The sequence below is a fragment of the Aureliella helgolandensis genome, from assembly GCF_007752135.1.
Taxonomy (GTDB): domain Bacteria; phylum Planctomycetota; class Planctomycetia; order Pirellulales; family Pirellulaceae; genus Aureliella; species Aureliella helgolandensis.
The window spans coordinates 7,466,214-7,485,290 of the sequence record NZ_CP036298.1; the positions used below are offsets into that span (position 1 = coordinate 7,466,214).

At 57.4% G+C, this 19,077-nt stretch carries 11 protein-coding genes; 3 read left to right on the forward strand and 8 right to left on the reverse strand.

Annotated features, from left to right (window positions below; translation table 11 throughout):
- Positions 1 to 28: 28 nt before the first annotated feature.
- From aceE to rpsD, 4 genes are all read right to left on the reverse strand, one after another.
- Complete coding sequence (gene aceE, locus Q31a_RS26405; RefSeq protein ID WP_145084805.1) at positions 29 to 2,752, reverse strand: pyruvate dehydrogenase (acetyl-transferring), homodimeric type; 2,724 nt, start codon at positions 2,750 to 2,752, stop codon at positions 29 to 31.
- A gap of 402 nt (positions 2,753 to 3,154) precedes the next feature.
- Positions 3,155 to 4,192 (reverse strand): zinc-dependent alcohol dehydrogenase, encoded by a 1,038-nt coding sequence (locus Q31a_RS26410; RefSeq protein WP_145084809.1) that lies wholly within the window; start codon positions 4,190 to 4,192, stop codon positions 3,155 to 3,157.
- 12 nt (positions 4,193 to 4,204) lie between these two features.
- Positions 4,205 to 5,629 carry a dihydrolipoyl dehydrogenase gene (gene lpdA / locus Q31a_RS26415; protein WP_145084812.1) on the reverse strand — a complete coding sequence of 475 codons (1,425 nt, stop codon included), beginning with the start codon at positions 5,627 to 5,629 and terminating at the stop codon, positions 4,205 to 4,207.
- Positions 5,630 to 5,913: 284 nt separating this feature from the next.
- Positions 5,914 to 6,522, reverse strand: a complete 609-nt coding sequence (gene rpsD, locus Q31a_RS26420; protein WP_145084815.1) for a 30S ribosomal protein S4 — start codon at positions 6,520 to 6,522, stop codon at positions 5,914 to 5,916.
- 458 nt (positions 6,523 to 6,980) lie between these two features.
- On the opposite strand from rpsD, the gene typA reads away from it, so the two are divergent.
- Positions 6,981 to 8,801 (forward strand): translational GTPase TypA, encoded by a 1,821-nt coding sequence (gene typA / locus Q31a_RS26425; protein ID WP_197355774.1) that lies wholly within the window; start codon positions 6,981 to 6,983, stop codon positions 8,799 to 8,801.
- Between the two features lie 72 nt (positions 8,802 to 8,873).
- Positions 8,874 to 9,779: an endonuclease/exonuclease/phosphatase family protein gene (locus Q31a_RS26430; RefSeq protein ID WP_231690948.1), complete on the forward strand. Its 906-nt coding sequence runs from the start codon at positions 8,874 to 8,876 to the stop codon at positions 9,777 to 9,779.
- 423 nt (positions 9,780 to 10,202) lie between these two features.
- On the opposite strand, the gene Q31a_RS26435 is transcribed toward Q31a_RS26430, so the two are convergent.
- The 4 genes from Q31a_RS26435 to Q31a_RS26450 form a co-directional block, all read right to left on the reverse strand.
- Positions 10,203 to 11,738 (reverse strand): lipopolysaccharide biosynthesis protein, encoded by a 1,536-nt coding sequence (locus Q31a_RS26435; protein ID WP_145084821.1) that lies wholly within the window; start codon positions 11,736 to 11,738, stop codon positions 10,203 to 10,205.
- Between the two features lie 114 nt (positions 11,739 to 11,852).
- Positions 11,853 to 13,304 (reverse strand): hypothetical protein, encoded by a 1,452-nt coding sequence (locus Q31a_RS26440; protein WP_145084824.1) that lies wholly within the window; start codon positions 13,302 to 13,304, stop codon positions 11,853 to 11,855.
- A 298-nt stretch (positions 13,305 to 13,602) separates the two neighbouring features.
- Positions 13,603 to 14,229: a superoxide dismutase gene (locus Q31a_RS26445; RefSeq protein ID WP_145084827.1), complete on the reverse strand. Its 627-nt coding sequence runs from the start codon at positions 14,227 to 14,229 to the stop codon at positions 13,603 to 13,605.
- 205 nt (positions 14,230 to 14,434) lie between these two features.
- A complete protein-coding gene (locus Q31a_RS26450) occupies positions 14,435 to 16,720 on the reverse strand; it encodes a diguanylate cyclase (protein WP_145084830.1) in 2,286 nt (761 codons plus the stop codon).
- 348 nt (positions 16,721 to 17,068) lie between these two features.
- On the opposite strand from Q31a_RS26450, the gene Q31a_RS26455 reads away from it, so the two are divergent.
- Positions 17,069 to 19,057, forward strand: a complete 1,989-nt coding sequence (locus Q31a_RS26455) for a glycosyltransferase family protein (protein ID WP_145084834.1) — start codon at positions 17,069 to 17,071, stop codon at positions 19,055 to 19,057.
- Positions 19,058 to 19,077 lie beyond the last annotated feature (20 nt).

Here is a 19,077-nt window from a genome sequence, read left to right on the forward strand (position 1 = left end):
CTTGCTACCGAATGCAATGCTGATGTGATTAGGCGAACAGGGGGTTGGCTTTATCGGGATTGTAATCCAAATCCTTAATGGCCTTCGCCACGTCGGCCGCGGTGCCCACCCCTTGCTTGGTCAGTCGATAAAGTGCCGCCAAGGCAACCGACTCGGCATCCACTTCGAAGTGGCGACGCAAGGCTTCGCGCGTCTCGCTGCGTCCCATACCGTCGGTTCCCAGCACAAAGTAATCGCCGGGGATGTAACGCTGCAACTGCTCAGGCACGGCTCGCACATGGTCACTGGCGGCCACAAACGGCCCCTCAATGCCCTTGAGCGTTTTTTCGATGTAGCTCTGCTTAGGCTTTTCCGTGGGATGCAACATGTTCCAGCGTTCGCAACTCTGGGCATCGCGACGCAACTGGGTGTAACTCGTCACGCTCCAAACATCGCTTGCGATTTGATAGCGTTCAGCCAGCAACTCTTGAGCTTTGAGCACACTGCGCAGGATGGGCCCGGTACCAAAGAGTTGGACGCGCGCCTTGGCGTCTTTCACCTCTTGGCTCTTGAGCTTGTAGATCCCTTGAATAATCCCCTCTTCGACGCCTTCAGGCAGGCCGGGCATCTCGTAATTTTCATTCTCAACCGAGATGTAGTAGATGGCGGTCTCGCCCTCTTGGTAGAGGCGACGCAGGCCATCCATGACGATCACGGTCGTCTCATAGGCGTAGGCCGGATCGTAGGCGCGAATGGCAGGGAATGCCATCGCATTCAATTGACTGTGACCGTCCTGGTGCTGCAGCCCCTCTCCATTGAGGGTGGTGCGCCCCGATGTCCCGCCAATTAAGAAGCCCTTGGCCCGCATATCGCTGGCAGCCCATATCAGATCGCCAACGCGTTGGAAGCCGAACATCGAGTAGTAGATATAGAACGGGATCATATTTACGCCGTGGGTAGCGTACGCCGTTCCTGCAGCATTGAAGCTCGACATGGACCCCGCTTCGGTGATCCCCTCTTCCAGGATCTGACCGTCACGCGCTTCCTTGTAGTAAGACAGGATGTTGGAATCGACTGGCTCATACAATTGGCCCGCGTGAGCATAGATCCCCACTTCGCGAAACATCCCTTCCATACCGAAGGTCCGCGACTCGTCGGGCACGATGGGCACGATGTTCTTACCGATTTCCTTGTCTTTACAGAGACGCGAAAGCAGGCGCACGAAGCCCATGGTGGTGCTAACCTCTTTGCCGCCGCTATCCTTCACGAAAGAGGAGTAGTCCTCCAGGGTAGGCACCTTCACCGTCGGTATGGCGGACGGACGGCTGGGAACAGGGCCCCCCAGTTCATCGCGACGTTCTTTGAGGTACTTCATCTCCATGCTCGAAGCGGGCGGCTTGTAGAACGGCGCGCTAGCCACCTCTGCATCGCTAATCGGTATCCCAAACCGACTGCGGAATTCCAACAGTTCTTGCTCGTTAAGCTTCTTTTGATTGTGGGCGACCATCCGGCCTTCGCCAGCTTCTCCCAGTCCGTAACCCTTGATCGTCTTAGCCAGGATGACCGTGGGCTGCCCCTTGTGCTCAACCGCTGCCTTGTAAGCTGCGAAAACCTTCTCGGGATCGTGCCCGCCCCGCTTGAGCTTCTCCAATTTTTCGTCGGAGTAGTTGGCGACCAGCTCAGCCACCTCGGGATACTTCCCAAAGAAGTGCTCGCGGATGTAGGAACCGGGCATGCCGGTGTACTTCTGGTATTGGCCATCGACCACTTCGTTCATGCGCTGAACAAGATTTCCCGACTCATCTTTTTCAAGCAGCGAATCGAAATCCCCGCCCCACACGACTTTGATCACGTTCCAACCGGAACCACGGAAGACCGCTTCCAGCTCTTGAATGATCTTGCTGTTCCCGCGAACCGGACCGTCGAGCCGCTGGAGGTTGCAATTGACGACAAACGTCAAATTGTCGAGGCGTTCACGGGCTGCTAAGTGCAGTGCACCGAGCGTCTCTGGCTCATCGCACTCACCATCCCCAAGAAAGGCCCACACCCGTTGGTTGGACGTATCCTTGATGCCGCGATCCCGCAAATACTCGTTGAACCGAGCTTGATAGATTGCCATGAGTGGCCCCAGCCCCATGGAAACCGTGGGGAACTCCCAAAACTCTGGCATTAGCCAAGGGTGTGGGTAGCTGGACAACCCCTTCTGTTCTCGCAACTCGCGACGGAAATGCTCTAAATTCTCGACCGACAAACGGCCTTCCATGAAGGCGCGTGAGTACATGCCCGGCGAAGCATGCCCCTGGAAATAGATAATGTCGCCATCGTAACCCGACTCGCCACGGCCACGGAAAAAGTGATTGAAGGCAACTTCGTAGAGCGTCGCACTCGAAGCAAACGTGCTAATGTGCCCCCCCAAACCATCGAACTTCTTATTGGCACGCTGCACCATGGCCATCGCATTCCAGCGAATCACACTCTTGATGCGGCGCTCCAGCTCGCGGTTTCCCGGGTAGGGCGGTTGCTTGTGAACCGGTATGGTGTTGATGTAGGGCGTATTGACCTCCAGCGGAACATCAACCCCTTCACTGCGTGCTCGAGTATCAAGCGACTTAAGCAGGAACTTGACGCGGTCCGCCCCCTTACTCTTGAGGACGTACTCCAAAGAACTCAACCACTCTGCGGTCTCCGCAGGGTCGGTGTCTGGGGTAAGCGGAATTTGGCCATGGGCCATCACAGCGGCCTCTGCATCGCTCAACGTCTTCGCATCTGCCATCTATATAAACTCTCAAGCTAAGTGAACTTATTCCAAAGATGCTCAGTCTCTATCACCTGCTGCATGCCGCTTGCACCCAACGCGATCACATCAATCGGGTTCAATGCCGCCCATGCTGCTAACCTCCGGGGCCCGGTAATTCGACCAACGCATCAGGTCGGTAATCATCTGTATCTATTTTCGCGTACTTCGCGACGGATTGGCAAGTCGTCTGGCTGCCCCTATCGAATTGGAGCCAATCAGATTCTGAACTATCCAGCCAGACTCTCCAAGGGACGATTGCAGTCGAGCTGCCTTCCAAACCTAAAAAACCACCTATTCCATGCAGACTAGCATGCGACAGTGCACATACGTACACGACTGCAATCTCAATTTCCAGCCTTCCGCCGAGCGAATGCCAGCCTACCCCTGCGGTTGCAAGACAACTTTCATAGCCCCCGGCTCCCCAGCATAGAGCCTCGCGAACCACGCGGGCCCGTCCTCCAAGGTAGCAGTGGCAGTAATCAGCGGTTGAACCTTAATATCCCCGCGCCTCAGATACTCGATGCACTCCGGATACTCGCCATTCGAGGCACAACTCCCATAGATGGTCAACTCCCGCGTCACTACGGCTTGGAGCGGAAGTTCCACATTGGGAGCGAGATTCCCAACTAGAGTGATCGAGCCGCCTTTGCGCGTACTCTCGATGGCCGTTTTCACCGTCGGCGTTGCGCCCACCACTTCGAATGCAACGTCAGCCCCCTGCCCTCCAGTCAACTTCTTGACCTCGGCAACGACATCACAACTCTTGGGATTCAGCGTAAAATCGGCTCCTAGCGACTTGGCGATTTCCAGCTTACTGTCCTCCAAATCGACGGCGATTACTCGCGCGCACCCGGCCAAACGCACTGCTTGCACGACCAGCAAACCGATCATTCCACTGCCGACAACTACGGCGGTGTCCCCCAATTTGATCGCCGAACGGTTGGCGGCATGCACAGCAATGGAGACGGCTTCGATTAAAGCCGCATGTTCAAAGGGAAGATCCTTGGGCAGGGCATAACAAATATTTTGCGGAACCACGACGTACTCGGCAAAAGCTCCATGCCGACGAAATTCATCGCAAGAGACCCCGAGTACTTGGCGATTCTCGCAGAGATTGATCGAGCCCTTGCGGCAAGCGCCGCAGGTCCCGCAGGACACGGTCGAATCGAACGTCAGGTGATCTCCAACTTGAAAACCGGTTACCTGAGAGCCCACTTTCTCAACCACACCGGCCGCTTCGTGCCCCATAACCAGGGGCGGCACGCGCCGACCGGTCGAGCCATCCCAGCCATGGATATCGCTTCCACAGATACCGCACGCCCTCACCTTGATCAGCAACTCATTGTGCCCGATTTCAGGCTGAGGCATATCAACGATCTCGAGCTTTTTATACTCACTCAGCAGCATGGCCTTCATCGCACACCTCACCTATTTGCGTTTGGGTTTATAAATCTCGGTCGCCGTCCCCAAGTGGACCTCAGCTGCATTCATTAACGTTTCGCTCAACGTCGGGTGAGGATGAATCGACTCGGTGAGATCGCGCACTTCGCACCCCATCTCAATCGCCAAGACAGCCTCCGCAATCAACTCGCCCGCGCCAGCCCCCACGATACCGCACCCTAGAACGCGATGGGTTTCAGGGTCGACCAGCCACTTGGTAAACCCTTCGGTGCGCCCCAGCGCCTGCGCCCGCCCGCTGGCGGCCCAAGGGTAAACCTCGACATCAACCTTGCGACCGCTCTTCTTGGCATCCTCTTCCGTCATGCCTGCCCAAGCAATCTCCGGATCGGTGAAGACCACGGCTGGAATAGCCGCTTTATCAAACGTCACCGGTTCTCCGAGCAAGACCTCCACAGCGACCTTGGCTTCATGCGAGGCCTTATGGGCCAGCATGGGCTCTCCCGCCACATCACCGATCGCAAAAATATGCGGATCGGCAGTACGCTGCTGTGCGTCGCAAACGGCGAAACCACGCTGATCCAACTCCACCTTCGTATTCTCAAGCCCCAGCCCACGACTCACCGGCCGGCGGCCGACACTCACCAACACGCGATCGAATCTCTCGTGCCCGTACTTGCCGGGGCCCTCGAAGGTGACTTCGATCTGATTGTCAACTTCGGCCATCGAGCCGACTTTGGTGTTCAGGAAAATCCGCTGTTCGAAAAGCTTCTCCAAACGTTTCTGCAGGGGTTTAACCAGATCCCGATCGGCTCCCATGAGCAAACCATCGAGCAATTCCACCACGCTGACTTTGGTGCCCAATCCCGCATAGACCGACCCCATCTCGAGACCGATGTAGCCGCCGCCCACCACCAACAACGTTTCGGGAATATCCGCCAACTGCAACGCGCCGGTCGAATCCATCACCCGATCGCTACCAATCTGAAATCCCGGTGGCATGGCTGGCACACTGCCGGTAGCCAGGATGCAATGCTTGAACGTCAACTGCCGCTCGGCCGGTATCGATTCATGCTCTCCTTCTAGACGCAGAGTGGTGCTATCCTCAAACACCCCCTTGGCGGTAATCACCGTGACGTTGCGGCGTTTGGCCAACTGCCCCAGGCCACCGGTTAAAGTGGAGATCACCTTCTCCTTGCGCGCCCGCACTTGATCGACATCGATCTGAGGAGCTTGGTACTTAACGCCCCAATCCTCGCGCAGCTCATTAACTTCCGAGATCACCCGGGCAACGTGCAACAACGCTTTGGAGGGAATACAGCCGCGCAACAGGCAGGTACCGCCGAGCCGTTTATCGGATTCGACAATAGTGACCTGCAAGCCTTCGTCAGCGGCTAAAAATGCGGCAGCGTAACCACCAGGACCACCACCGAGGACAACTAAATCGCTGTGCATAGAGAGAACCCAGATAGGCCGCAACTGACGCAGCGTCATCCACGGCAAATATTCGAATAAAGGGGGCGCAAGCAATGGAAGGTAGACGCGCACAAGGCGTGTCTACCAGCAGCGATGGCTTTAACCGAGGACGCTCCCTCGATTCGGCCATCAACCAGCATCCATGGCACGGACCGGCACATTCGCAATGCGCCAACACCCAGCCCACCCACCTGATCGCCGCACCAGCGCTGCGCTGTGTACGGCTACCAACAAGAATAACTGGAGCTTATCGCTGCGGGTGGTTAGCGCGACAAGAATTCGACCACGATGTTACCATCTACTGGCAGGCTGATATCGGTAGCCGTAGGCGCACTCAGGATTGTTGCCTTGAGCCCCTCGGAATCGAACGACAACCAATCGAGCGGTTGTGGGGAATTGTTAGCGATGACACCGCGGTAGAGATTCTTCAAATTCTCACGACCACGCAACTCAATTTCATCCCCAGCACGCAGAATGTAGCCAGGCTTGTTGACTTTGACGCCATTGACTCGGAAGTGACCATGGACGATTCCCTGACGGGCTTGTGGCCGCGTCTTCGTAAATCCAGCCCGACGCACCACATTATCTAGTCGACGCTCGCACATCAGCAACAGATTCTGAGCCGTATTCCCCTTGGCGCTGGTAGCGGCCGCGAAGTAACGGCGGAGCTGTCGCTCCCCTAGGCCATAGTAGTGCTTGATCTTCTGCTTCTCGGTCAAGGCGGTACCGTAGTTACTAGTACGGCGACCACGAGGGTGCATACCAGGCGGGCTGTCGCGACGCTGAGAGGCGCGCGTGGCACCCGCGCTCTCGTAAACCATGGTGCTCAAACGACGATTGATGCGAGCTTTAGGACCTGTGTATCTGGCCATAGCCGAGAATTCTCCAACAAAAAATCGAATCTACTAACAGTTTCCCTTTCGTCGCCATGCGACGGGCTCAATCCCTAAATCCAAAGCTGTCCGTCCCCTGTGGGGGGCCCGGCAAGCAACATCCGCTCGACAAGAGCGGGTGGGTTGAGCCAATTTCTTGGGGTGTGCGAGGAGGAAGAGTATCCCGCAAAAGGGATTTCTCAACAAGGGCTAAAGACAGCGGACGCCACCTCCCCACTAACGGCATCTACGGGCAACAGCCCCACCGCTGCAGGAGTCCGAGCCATTCTGAGCAGCGAAACCCGGTCCGCGCCCCCTCGCCATAATGCGTTCGCAGTTTCACAATAGAGTGCAAGGCAAGCCCTGGCGATACGAGTAATTCAAAGTAAACCGCACCATTCTGGTGCATCGCCGACTCTTCATTGCCGAATCAGCAGAACCAATCGAGCACCCAATCAATGCGACGTAGCGACCTGAGAAATATCGTCATCATAGCCCACGTTGACCACGGAAAAACGTCGCTCGTTGACTGCTTATTGAAACAAAGTGGACAATTCCGTGATTCGCAGCTGCAGGGCACTCAGATTCTCGACTCGAACGACATCGAGCGTGAGCGCGGCATCACGATCCTCAGCAAAAACATCGCCCTCCCCTACAAGGGGATTAAAATCAACATTATGGATACCCCCGGTCACGCTGACTTTGGGGGTGAAGTCGAGCGTGTCGTGCGAATGGCCGATGGTGCACTCGTGCTGATGGATGCCGCCGAAGGCCCCATGCCACAAACCCGCTTTGTACTCTCCAAAGCCCTGGAAGCGGGGGTCAAGCCGATTATTGTCATCAATAAGATCGACCGCCCCGACGCCCGTTCCTTGGAAGTCGTCGACGAAGCCCTCGAACTGCTGGTTGACCTCGGAGGCGAAGAGTACCTCGACCACTTCAACCACATCTTCACTTCAGCCAAAGAGGGCTACGCAACCCTCGATCCGGCCGTCCGCGGCGATTCCATGCAACCGCTGCTCGACATGGTACTCGAACAAATCCCAGGTCCCGAAGTCGAGCCGGACGAACCGCTGCAATTGCTGGTCACCAATCTCGACTGGTCGGAGTACGTGGGGCGGATCGGCATTGGCCGCGTGCAAGCGGGGGTCCTGAAAAGCGGCCAATCGGTTGAACTCTCTAAGAAGAACAACCAAATTGCCCCAGCCCAAATCGGCTCGATCTCGATCTTCGATAACCTGGGACGAACCGAAGTCGACGAGGCAAGTGCGGGTGAGATCGCTGCGATCGTCGGCATCGAAGATGTCGAAATTGGTGACACGATTTGCGCCAAAGGCCACATGCGAGCCCTGCCTCGGCTCGAAGTGGACGATCCAACTCTAGAAATGGTCTTCAGCGTCAATAGCTCCCCCTTTGCTGGGCGCGAGGGCAAGTATGTGACGACCCGGCAGCTACGAAGCCGCCTCGAAAAAGAGCTAGAGCGCAACGTGGCTCTAAGAATGGAGCCGGTCGAAGGGGCGGAAGCTTACGCTGTTCGCGGACGCGGCGTATTGCACTTGGCCGTGCTAATCGAGAACATGCGACGCGAAGGCTTTGAGCTGTCGGTCGGCAAGCCACGAGTAGTACAGCGTCAGGTGGACGGCAAGTGGCACGAACCCTTCGAAACGCTGAACGTCGAAGTGCCTGAGGAAAAAGTAGGCCCCGTCATGGAGCTGGTGGGCTATCGCCGAGGCACCCTCGACGAAATGACCCCGCGCGGCTCTTACTGCCTCATGCGGTTTGACATCCCAGCCCGCGGGTTGATCGGTCTCCGAACACGCCTGCTCAATGCCACCCAAGGCACCGCCATCATCCACCACCGTTTCAACGGCTACAAACTGGCCGAAGGTGACGTCCCCACGCGATCCAACGGCGTGCTGGTCTCCATGGTGGCTGGCAAAGCGATCCCCTTTGCCCTCTTCGGCCTCCAAGATCGCAGTGAACTGTTTGTTGCCCCCAGTGACGAGATCTACGAAGGCATGATCGTGGGCGAAAACGTCCGCGACAGTGACATGGTCGTGAACCCCTGCCGCGAAAAGAAGCTAACCAACATTCGTGCGGCGGGCTCCGACGACAATGTGATCCTCAAACCCCCACGCGCGCTGTTCCTAGAAGCCGCCTTGGAGTACATCGAGGAAGACGAACTGGTCGAGATCACGCCCAAAACCATTCGCTTGCGAAAGATCAGCTTGCGAGAGGCCGACCGCCGCCGGCAGGCACGTGGTGGCGCCCCACGCTAGCCGGTTGCCCGACACCTTTGGCGATGACGGGGTGAGCTGAGTAGAGTGGTACGGGAGGCGGTTTGTGCGATAATGGCACACTCGCCTCCCCCCATCGAATCGGAGCTCCCCGCCATGACCGTCTCGCGTCGTTCGTTCAGCGTCTCTCTCGGAACCGCTGGTTTGGCTGCCACCATGCTGCCTGCTTTTGCGCAGGACGCAGTGCGCAGCTCACTCCGCGTGATCGCCTACAACATCTATGCCTGCAAAGGCTGGCCGAAAGATCGCACTCTGGCGAAAAAGGCGGTTCACAAGCAGCAAATGGCGGATCGCGCAGCTCTGGAACTCTCGCTCTACGATCCGGACATCATCAATTTCTCGGAATCTCCAAGCGAAGAAATCACGCTACAGATCGCCGAAAAACTGGGAATGAATCACGTCCGCTTTCCTAGCGGCGGCAACTGGCCAGGAACGCTGCTCAGCCGGTTTGAAATTATCGAGAACGAGAATACTCCACTCGGCTACCAACGCCCGTCGAAGCTGTTCACTCGGCATTGGGGACGCGCTACCATCAAGCAGCCCAATGGAAGACTGCTGATCGTACACTCCGCCCATCTGTATCCCGGTGCCGATCCAACGATTCGCTTGCAGGAGATTCAAGCCATGCTGGCGTCGATGAAGAAGGACGTAGAAGCAGGGCATTCCATGCTGCTGATCGGGGACTTGAACCACGGTCCAGATTCTGAGGAATACAAACTTTGGATCGATGCCGGGTGGATGGACACATTTGCCGAAGTTGGCTCGGGCGAGGGATGGACCATCAAAGCCGACTCACCCGATCGCCGGATCGACTATGTCATGGCAATCGGACCAATCGCCAATCACATTACCGAATCGCGTCCCTTGTTCGAAGGTGCATTTCGACTGAACCCCAGCGACGAACATTCCTTTGCACTCAGCGACCACTTGCCGCAAATGGCCCTGTTTGGAAAGCACTAAACCGAGCACCGGCAAGACTGCCGATTGAAGAGTGTGTGCAATCTCTCCGCGCAGGTAGCCCGCCCGATCGCTCATTGGCGGCAACCCGCCGCCCTGTTCACCGGGCTGTTAATCTAAGAGCAAGTTGAATTTCAACGCGGAGGTAACGCCCTGAAATTCCCCTGCAGTAGTAACCACCTTCCCTTGCTCATCGGGCTGTTGAAATAGTAACCCGCCGCGTGAGCAAGGAAAGATAACCTCCGCGACAAGTCAATTAAGGATGCTACCTCCGCATTAAAATTCAAATTGCGATTAAATCAACAGCCCGTCTTGCAGCGGGTTACTATTTCGACAGCCCATCACGCGGCGGGACACTTATTTCAACAAGCCGTTACTATTTCTACGCGCCGCTCCCCCACGGTTAACAGCGGAGAACCCGCATCCTCAGCGCGGCCAAACGGAATCGATAGCGACCCCAAAGCGATTCAACTTTGGAATGAGCATTGCATCAATCTCCGCCCGGTCGTTGGCCGACAACAGCCACTCGGTTCGTCCAGCCAGAACCACCAGGATGGCAAAGGCCACCGATGCAACGATTGGTCCAGCCGGTACTACGGCAAGCGACATGCACAGCACCAGCGTCCCCCGTGGCAGGTTGCATCCGAGCTTGCCCATTTGCCAAAAGAGCAATAACAAGGAGACCATGCCAGCGAGTGTCGTCGCCACCACGGCTCCGCTGAGGCCGTATTGCAAGATAAGCCACCAGTTCAGTGCGAAATTCAACAGGAGCCCTACGAACAACAACACGACCAGTGTTCGCCCCCGCTCGGCGCACAGCAAGTAGGACTGCGCGATGAGAAAGAGCCCAACCCAACTCGCCTGCAGAAGTGAAATGGGCAGGATTGCGGCGGCAGCGTCATAGCGTGCACCAAAGGCAATCGCAAACAACCATGGTGAAACCACCATGGCAGCGATCGACAATCCTAGAAACGCGATGCTTGCGGACTGCAACACCTGCCTCAAGCGGGCAGTCACCTTATGGTGCTGTTGAGCTTCCCAATCCGCGCTCAGGTAGGGCAGCATGATACTTCCCAAAGTCATGGCAACGCTCGTCAGCAAATTGGGGAGGATTCGACCACAGTGATATTGACCAACTGCAGCTTGCCCCACGGTTTCGCCACCAGAGATCAGGTGCAACAGCATGTACCGATCGCTAACTTCAAATAAATTACTCAGAAGGTTGATACCCCACAACATGGCTGCAAACGGCAAAATGCGCTGCCACAATTCAGAAGCGGCAAGCAGGCGCGACGCCTTGGGGCGGCTGAACTCATCACCATGGTGCTGGCTGATCGCTAGCAGGCCCGGCACAAGTCCGATCAAGCTAGCGATGGCAAAGCAAGGCAAAAGGACGAACCAACTGCGGTAGAGTGCCAAGCCGACAAGCCCAAGCACGGCAAAGCCTAGACTCTGCGTAAATTGCATCGCGGAGACAGCCCGGACTTGTCGCAAGCCAGTCACCAGCTCGCTTACAAAGCTAAACAAAGTGACGCAGGCCAAGGTCAGCACGCACGCCGCTACCAACGAGAGCGCTTTCTCTTCCCCGAAGATGAACCAACTAAAGGAACCGGGGTACATGAAGATGACTAGACATACCGCACACAATCCCACGGCGCTCACCGCCCCCACGCGCCCCACGTAGATTCCGAGCTGCCCTCGGCGGCGAAAGTACTCTACGAACTTGCCGAAGCTACCGGGCAGTCCGAGCACCGCGATTGGAACAGCAATCGTGAAGAAGCTATTGGCCAAGGCCCACTGCCCCAACTCAACATCCGAGAGAAAGTGGCAAAAGCCTAGACCACGAATTAAGCCAACGCAGCGTTGCAGCACGCTGACCACCAACATGACCAGCACGCCAATCGCAAAGGAATCCCCAACACTCCTGGATGCTGGTTCTGTAGCGACGCTCGCAGAGCTCATAAAAGTACCGATTGTAGGAATTCCAATAGTGATGCACCCCTAACCGGCTTAGGTCGTGCGTCGAATCCCATAAATCTAGCTCACAATCCCTTCATGAGACGAGCATGTTAAATGCTACGGAAAGAGATACCGCATAAAGTTGCGAATCCCCTGCCCCGGCACGTAAGCGGTCGGCTGACCGATAATGCCTCTCCCTAGCGTCACATTGTAATTTTCTTGCCCCAGCGTGAACAACGGGCGAAATCCGCTGTTGTTGGGCGAGTAGACGCCAGGAGTCATGTTGGGAGTTAGTGTCGGAGGCGTGTAGTTCCCAGGCACGGCTCCTGGGGGAGGATAGGTTGGTCCGTAACCTGCCGCAGGTTGGCATTGATAGGCAACGGGACTAACGCCTAGAGGCCGATAGGGGGCTTGCTGAAACTGCGATTGGACGGGCGCTGGCTGAGCGAATTGCTGCTGCGGAATCTGCTGTTGCTGTGCCGAATAGGCAGTTGGCGCTCCTGCGGTACTCGCCAACTGGGCCGAAGTCTCGGTGGAACTACGTTCTCCAGAGACCGGAACCCCAATGCGCTGGAATGCGGCATATTGGAACAAGCTCGGATCATAGGCGCGGGTGGGGAAATTACCCCTTCGATCCACCGGTGCGTTCCCTCCCGCTCCACCACCGGGTACTCCCCCCACAGAACGCAGGCCGTTAGGCACCGAGTTTGCAGTGGATACCGGATCTCCAGGAACAGACCTCGTATTGCTACCGAGCTGAGAGGGAGGCAATACCAGCTGCCCATTGCCGTAGCTTGCAGGCTGGGCGACCACGTCGCGACCTACTGAGTTCGTATTGACCGAGTCGTTCCTTCCGTCCGAAACCGCACGGGCGGCTGAAGGAACACTTCCAGCCCCGTTTGCGGGTGGCCCGCCAGGAACGACCGACGTAAACGGCACATTCATTGCCGGAACACCGACCGCTTGACCGCGGGCAGCGTCGTTCTGTCCCGTATTGCCTGCATAGCTAGGGGAGCCGCTGGCGCCAGCATTCGAAGTGCTGGGCGGCTGCGATGAGTCGTCTGCCGAACGCGATTGAGGTACTGGAACGGGTTGCCTCGGTGAGGAGGAATCGCCAGTCATCCCAGGGGCCGGGTAGCGATCATCGGTTGCCTGGCCGCTTCTGCTGCGTGGAGCAGGATTGGACAAATCGCCCACAGCTCCCGGCATTCCCGGCAATCCCCCGCTGGGAGAACTATTGGGGAGCGCCGAGGGTAGCCCGGGCGGTGCATTTGTAGGAGAGGCCGCGGGTGCACTCGGCAAGCCACTCGGAAAACTCATTGCCGAGGGCGAAGCCGGCCCGGCTAGACTCGAAGGCAACGCAGGGAACGCGTCCTGCGAACTGGCAGGCGACTGAAATAGCACCTGATGCTTGGGGCTTTCCTCAGTGGTGGCCGACTCAGGTGCTGCCTCGCTGACCGCTACCGAAACGGCTGGATCCGCCGCGGGGACGAGTACATAGTACCCACCGCCGGCGGTCGCCGAACCAATGAGCACAAGGCGAAGCGGTCCATTGAGCAGCCAATTCATGGTGAATCCCTCTAGATAAGCCGACCCCGTATCCTTCGCTCCGCATCGGGCGGGCGTTGACGGTCCGTGGTTGACACTAGAAAAACTCGGCTCTCAAGTCCACACCAAAGCCTAGTACAGCTGGCACAAGACAAGAGATGACGCATGCAATGCATGCATGGCTTTGGGGAAGAGTTGCATCGCGTCTGCAAGTGCAGGATCTCAGGGCAGCGTTTACCCGCAAAACGCCAGCGGAGAGATTGGTCTCACACGCTGGCGATCGGTGCTCGGCAGGTACCCAGGCTTAACCGGCCGGGTCCTAACCCTTGGCTTTCGCAAAGCGTTCGGCTACTGCATCCCAGTTGACCACGTTCCAGAAAGAGGCAATGTAATCGGGCCGACGATTTTGATATTTGAGGTAGTAAGCGTGCTCCCAAACATCGAGCCCCAGAATAGGAGTGCCACCGATTCCGGCGAATTCTTCCCCCATCAAAGGACTGTCTTGATTGGCGGTTGAGCCGACGGCCAGCTTACCACCATCGACGTAGAGCCATGCCCAGCCGCTGCCGAACCGAGTCGCGCCTGCTGCGGCAAAGGCTTCCTTGAATTTCTCGAAAGATCCGCAAGCGGCATCGATGGCTGCTGCCAATTCTCCAGTAGGTGCGCCCCCTTTGCCTGGTCCGAGGATGGTCCAAAACAAGGAGTGATTGGCATGTCCGCCACCGTTGTTGCGAACAGCAGCACGCTTTTCAACAGGCACACCGGAGAGTCCTGAAATCAACTCCTCGACCGTTTTTACTTCCAATCCTGTGCCAGCGATCGCATTGTTGACGTTATTGATGTACGCCTGATGATGCTTGGTATGGTGGATTTCCATCGTCTGGGCATCAAAATGTGGTTCGAGCGCGTCGTAAGCATACGGTAGTGCAGGCAGTTCGTAGACCATGTTCCATATTCTCCAACAAAGTTATGTTTTGTTCGACATTGGTGTCGTGCGGCAAATGGATGTCCGGTCCCAATGTTGGAACAACACCGCGAGGGCATCGCACAAGAGGTGCCTGCCACCATTTTACCGCTCATTGCACAGGCAATTCACCTATCTCTTGAACGATAGGCAAGTTCAACGAGCCTGGCAACCGGGGAGGGCAAGATCAGCGTGATTCGAAAATATTTTCACGCACCGAATCGTCGATGACTTGTGCTACCAAATACGAATTGAAGCTAGCCAGCAGCCGTGTCGCCTGAGATTCCAGGTTGGGTGCTCGACGGTCGCGGGGCCGGTAGGGAAGAATGATGACGTCCAAGCGGGTGCGACTTTGGTAGGTATTATTGCGAGAGGTGCGAAATTGCACGGCCACTACGGTTAGATTGAGAAGGAGCGTGCTAGTGCGTTCGGTGCTCCGTCGCTTGTCCGCCAAATTCTGCCCGTCAATCTTAAGGCACAAAAGCGTTCCGTCGGACTTGATAATCTCCGCCTGATGGTCGTGCACAAACCCGCTGAGCTTTTGAACAGCAATTTCGTAGGGGACCGATGCGAGTAGGCTGGTTTCCAACAAGGGCGGAAGACGTTGCGGGCGGAAGATGTGCCACCACGGACGTTTTTTAGGCTTCTCTGCTGGACTCTCTGTTGCAGCGGTTCCTGCCTCGTTCCCCTGACCGGCTCCCAGTTGCACCACGCGATTGCGGCCCGATTCCTTAGCGCTCAAGAGGGCCCGGTCGGCCCGCGCGAGCAGGGTCGACGGGCAATCGCCGGGTTGAATTTCGGTGACCCCGAAACTTGCCGTCACCGACGTATTCTTGAGGGAAGCAATGGGGGTACGCCCCACCGCCCGACGAATTTCCTCAGCCCGATGGGTCGCGGTTGAAATATTGCAGGCCGCGCACAAGAGAATGAACTCCTCACCTCCGAAGCGAGCTACCATGTCTCCTTCACGTGCTCCCTCACGCAGCACACCAGCGAACGTGACGAGAGCTTCATCTCCCGCTTGGTGGCCGAAGGTGTCATTGATCTTCTTAAAATGGTCGATATCGCAGATCATCAGGCTGCCCGACTGGCCCGTTCCCAAATGCTCTTCCACGAATTTGGGGAGCTCGGTATCGAGCGCGGCTCGGTTGGAGACGCCCGTGAGCGCATCGCTGGTCGCAATGGTTTCCAACGACTCCACCCGCTGCTCCAAATTGGCTTGGGTCGACGTATCTCTGGCCACAAGGATGGCCCCTGCGTACTGTTTGCCAGCGGCAAAGACCGGCAATGCGGTGAACTGCACCTGCACCGCCCGACCGTCCGTGTGTTTGATTTGAAGGCGCTTGGTGACAACCACGTTGGCGGACAGCATCTGCACCAGTGGACAATCCTCGTTGCCCAGCTCTTTTCCGTCGGCCTCGTGCAACCCCATTAACTCTCGAGACCATTGGTGTTGGATCAATGAGCTGGCTTGCCGTCCCGTAATCCGCTCTGCCGCTCGATTCCAAATAAGGACTTGGCCATCCGCATCGAGGTAAACGGCCGCATCGATGAGGGAGTCGAGCATTCGCCGATGGAACAGCGTATCGACCAAGGTCTGCATCGCTCCACAGGAGACCGGTACCTCCGATTCCCAGAAGCCAGGGGTTGGATCGGGAGCCAGTTCGTTGAGCCAACGATTTGCGACCGCAGCTTCCAGGTCTGGCCGCACCTCATCGATCAGCTTCGAAAACTCTTTCACCAGTTCTGGATCAAATTGCGTGCCCGCATGCCCAAAGAGTTCATCCACGGCCCGTTCGCGACTTAGGGGACGCCGAAAAACCTGTTCCGCAGTCATCGAGTCAAAGGCGTCGACGATCGACAACATTCGCGCACCGAGGGAATAGTCGGAGACCTCCCCATGCGCGTTGGCATATTCGCCGCGGGCGTCCCTGACCAACGAGATCAAACGCTCTCCGCCGCCGGCCCCACGCAACATTTCGGCTGCGGTGCCGTAGTTCATTTCCATCATCATCTGCTCGCGTCCGTCGAGCTGAGTTGGCTTTTGGAGCACACTATCGGGAACGCCGATTTTTCCAACATCGTGCAACAGCGCTGCAACTTCGAGCAAGCCCCGCTCGTCCTCGGACATTCCCCGCCAGCCAGCCCATTTCGAGCATCCCATCGCAACCCGCAAACCGTGTGCAGCAGTTGGCGGATGCTTTGCTCGCAACGCGAAGAACAACCCCGAGTAAATCCCCAGTCTGGCACGCACCAATTGATCAAGGCCGCTGGACTGTTGTGCTGCCAGCACTTGCCGCCGACTCTCCATTTGCAGCTTGTGCTCGATCTGCTCTGCTGTCTGCAATACTGTATTCCCCACTCCACTTACGCTTCCGCGGGCTGAGGCAGCAGCATCGCTAGTGGGAGAAACCTCGGGCGTCGTAGCCCCCTGAGCTTGATTGGAGGGTGAAACATTAGGTTGGGCTGCCATATGTGTCGATCTTGGTGAATTTCAGGGTGAACGCCAACGAATCCAGAGGGGCGTCTGGAACACGAAAAACTTAGGTTCGGTTAGGGGGTTGGTCAAAAGTTTAGAGCAGCGATTTTCCACCCTAACTGCTGAACTCCCAAGAAACACAAGCCCCTCCCAACCTCAACCGGCACAACCGTCCCCATCGTTCATCCAGAATTGCGCTGGCAGCAACCGATTCGTCTTGACACCCTCAGCCTTTTTTTGCAACTCTCAAGGGCTGCTGGCCCCGCTTGCGGCCCCAAATGCTCGGTTGTGCACGTTCCCTTTCCATCCCATCGATCCAATTGCAATTGGAGCAATTGCCCCATGCCCATCTCGCGGGATTCTCGAAACGATCGCCGCCGGCGTGTCCTTCGCGATCACCTCGAAGAAGGGCAAACTGGTAAAACGGGAAAGCCCCTGCGCGGGACTCCCGGGAGTGATCCCAACTTCGATCCCAGCGTGAAACGCAGTGCAGGTTACAGTCAGGACGTCCGCCGCGCCTGCAACCATCGTCTCGTACAACTCATTCCCGTTCGCCTGCGTAGCTTTCTGGCTGTTGTCTTGCTGAGCCTATTCCTACCGGGCTTGTTGCTGGCTGCGCATTATCTGATCTACGTCTCTGGACAACTTCCCTGGTACGGACATCCTCTCGCCATCGTGTTGGACGCTAGTCATCCACGCAGCATTGCCGCTTGGGTAACCAGCCAAATGTGGCTGTTATGCCTCGGGGCTACGATCCTCACCTTCCAGCTTCGGCGCCACAAGCTCGATGATTACAATGGCGAATATCGACTCTGGTTCTGGCTCGTACTGACCTGCCTCTTTGGTAGCATTGAAGCTTCCACTGGAATTGCAGGGCTCTTTGCGTCGGCCCTGGACGGCTGGAGTCAGAATGCCTTGGGCTGGAGTGGCCCTGCGGTGGTCAAGGCGACCACGGCGGTGCTCGTCGGCATGCTGGGACTGAGGCTCTGTAGCGAATTGAAAACCGTTCCCACCAGCGTTGTATTCGTTCTCGCTGGATTGGTTTGCTGGGCGGCAAGCGCTGCCCTCGGCCAACCCGAACTCAAGCTCGAAATGTCGCTCCAAATGCGGATTTGGTTGCGAGTCTCACTATGGTTGATTGGCCTGACGGGTGTTTGGTTAGCTGCCCTGTCCTATCTTCGCAACATCTACATCGATGCACAGCATCGCTTCCTGCTGCGTGGCAGCCTCGCCATAGCTGCGAACGCGGTCCCTCTGCGTGAACGCCTGCGTGCATCCCTGCCTGCCATGCGCCGGAATTCGGATGTCGCAGCAGCGGGCACCGACGATGCAGCAGGAACCGAAGAAACACGCGAAAGCCGGCGCTGGGGCCTCCCCTGGAAACGCAAGCCAGCCCTCGAGTCGACAGACGGCGCGACGGCGTCTCCTAAAGCTAGCCGCAAAAATGCCATCGGAGCGTCCTCAGCTCCCACCACGTCGCCGAGTAGAGCTTCCGCGAAATCCAGCACTCCGGATGCAGCGACCACCACCGGCAATCGGGGGAGTTCCCGCGCGACCTCCCCGTCCCAATCCGACACGAAACGCGAGCAGAGCCACGCGGACGAGGAACAGACAGCCCCAGCTCGCAAGGCGGGACTTGGGCGATTCTTCCGCCGCTCCCACAAAGGCTCCGACGATTCGCAGACCTCCGCACTCCCCGCTTCTGCCGCGGCCAATGCAAAACCGTCGAGAGGTGCCTCCGCGCAGGCCGCCGACTCCTCCAGCCAGGGCCCCGCGTCCAACACAGACTCGTCAGCCACTCGCAGCGAGAAGAGTCCAGGACGCTTCACCAGCTGGCTTCGCAAGCCTAAAAACAACGACGATGCGGATGAATTCAAAAAGGTCAGCTCGAGTGCAGCTCAATCGCGCTCCGCTACCGCAGGCGCCGCAAACTCCACCCAGAACTCTACCCCGGGGACATCCCAGCGGCCGACGAAGGGCAGCTCAGGGAAGTCAAACGGATCAAGTGCTGATGAATCCAGTCCACGCAAGTCCCGACTCCCGAAGCTTAGGGGTGTCAAACTACCACGCCCCAAATTGGGACGCGTCATTTCGATGCTAAAGTCCATCAAGTTGCCCAAACTTCCCTCGCTGCGGCTGCAACCTCCCACCGACGATGAACAAGCCGATTCGGTAGGGAGTGGCTCGCCGCAGAAAGTAAGCCATTCGAGGCCTCTACCTGGTACGACTCCCGCGCAAGCTGGCGTGGGCGATGGTCCCGAGCAACCTCTGAGCAAGGCCGAGAAAAAGCGACTCCGCCGGATGCAACAGCAGCAAAATCGCGCCGCCTAGCGATCGTGAGCGGCCTTCTA

What these genes read in the sequence shown, in the direction of transcription:
- Q31a_RS26430 (WP_231690948.1), top strand. Translation starts at nt 8,874, where the DNA reads ATGGCACACTCGCCTCCCCCCATCGAATCGGAGCTCCCCGCCATGACC.
- Q31a_RS26445 (WP_145084827.1), bottom strand. Translation starts at nt 14,229, where the DNA reads ATGGTCTACGAACTGCCTGCACTACCGTATGCTTACGACGCGCTCGAA.
- rpsD (WP_145084815.1), bottom strand. Translation starts at nt 6,522, where the DNA reads ATGGCCAGATACACAGGTCCTAAAGCTCGCATCAATCGTCGTTTGAGC.
- aceE (WP_145084805.1), bottom strand. Translation starts at nt 2,752, where the DNA reads ATGGCAGATGCGAAGACGTTGAGCGATGCAGAGGCCGCTGTGATGGCC.
- Q31a_RS26435 (WP_145084821.1), bottom strand. Translation starts at nt 11,738, where the DNA reads ATGAGCTCTGCGAGCGTCGCTACAGAACCAGCATCCAGGAGTGTTGGG.
- typA (WP_197355774.1), top strand. Translation starts at nt 6,981, where the DNA reads ATGCGACGTAGCGACCTGAGAAATATCGTCATCATAGCCCACGTTGAC.
- lpdA (WP_145084812.1), bottom strand. Translation starts at nt 5,629, where the DNA reads ATGCACAGCGATTTAGTTGTCCTCGGTGGTGGTCCTGGTGGTTACGCT.
- Q31a_RS26410 (WP_145084809.1), bottom strand. Translation starts at nt 4,192, where the DNA reads ATGAAGGCCATGCTGCTGAGTGAGTATAAAAAGCTCGAGATCGTTGAT.
- Q31a_RS26440 (WP_145084824.1), bottom strand. Translation starts at nt 13,304, where the DNA reads ATGAATTGGCTGCTCAATGGACCGCTTCGCCTTGTGCTCATTGGTTCG.
- Q31a_RS26455 (WP_145084834.1), top strand. Translation starts at nt 17,069, where the DNA reads ATGCCCATCTCGCGGGATTCTCGAAACGATCGCCGCCGGCGTGTCCTT.
- Q31a_RS26450 (WP_145084830.1), bottom strand. Translation starts at nt 16,720, where the DNA reads ATGGCAGCCCAACCTAATGTTTCACCCTCCAATCAAGCTCAGGGGGCT.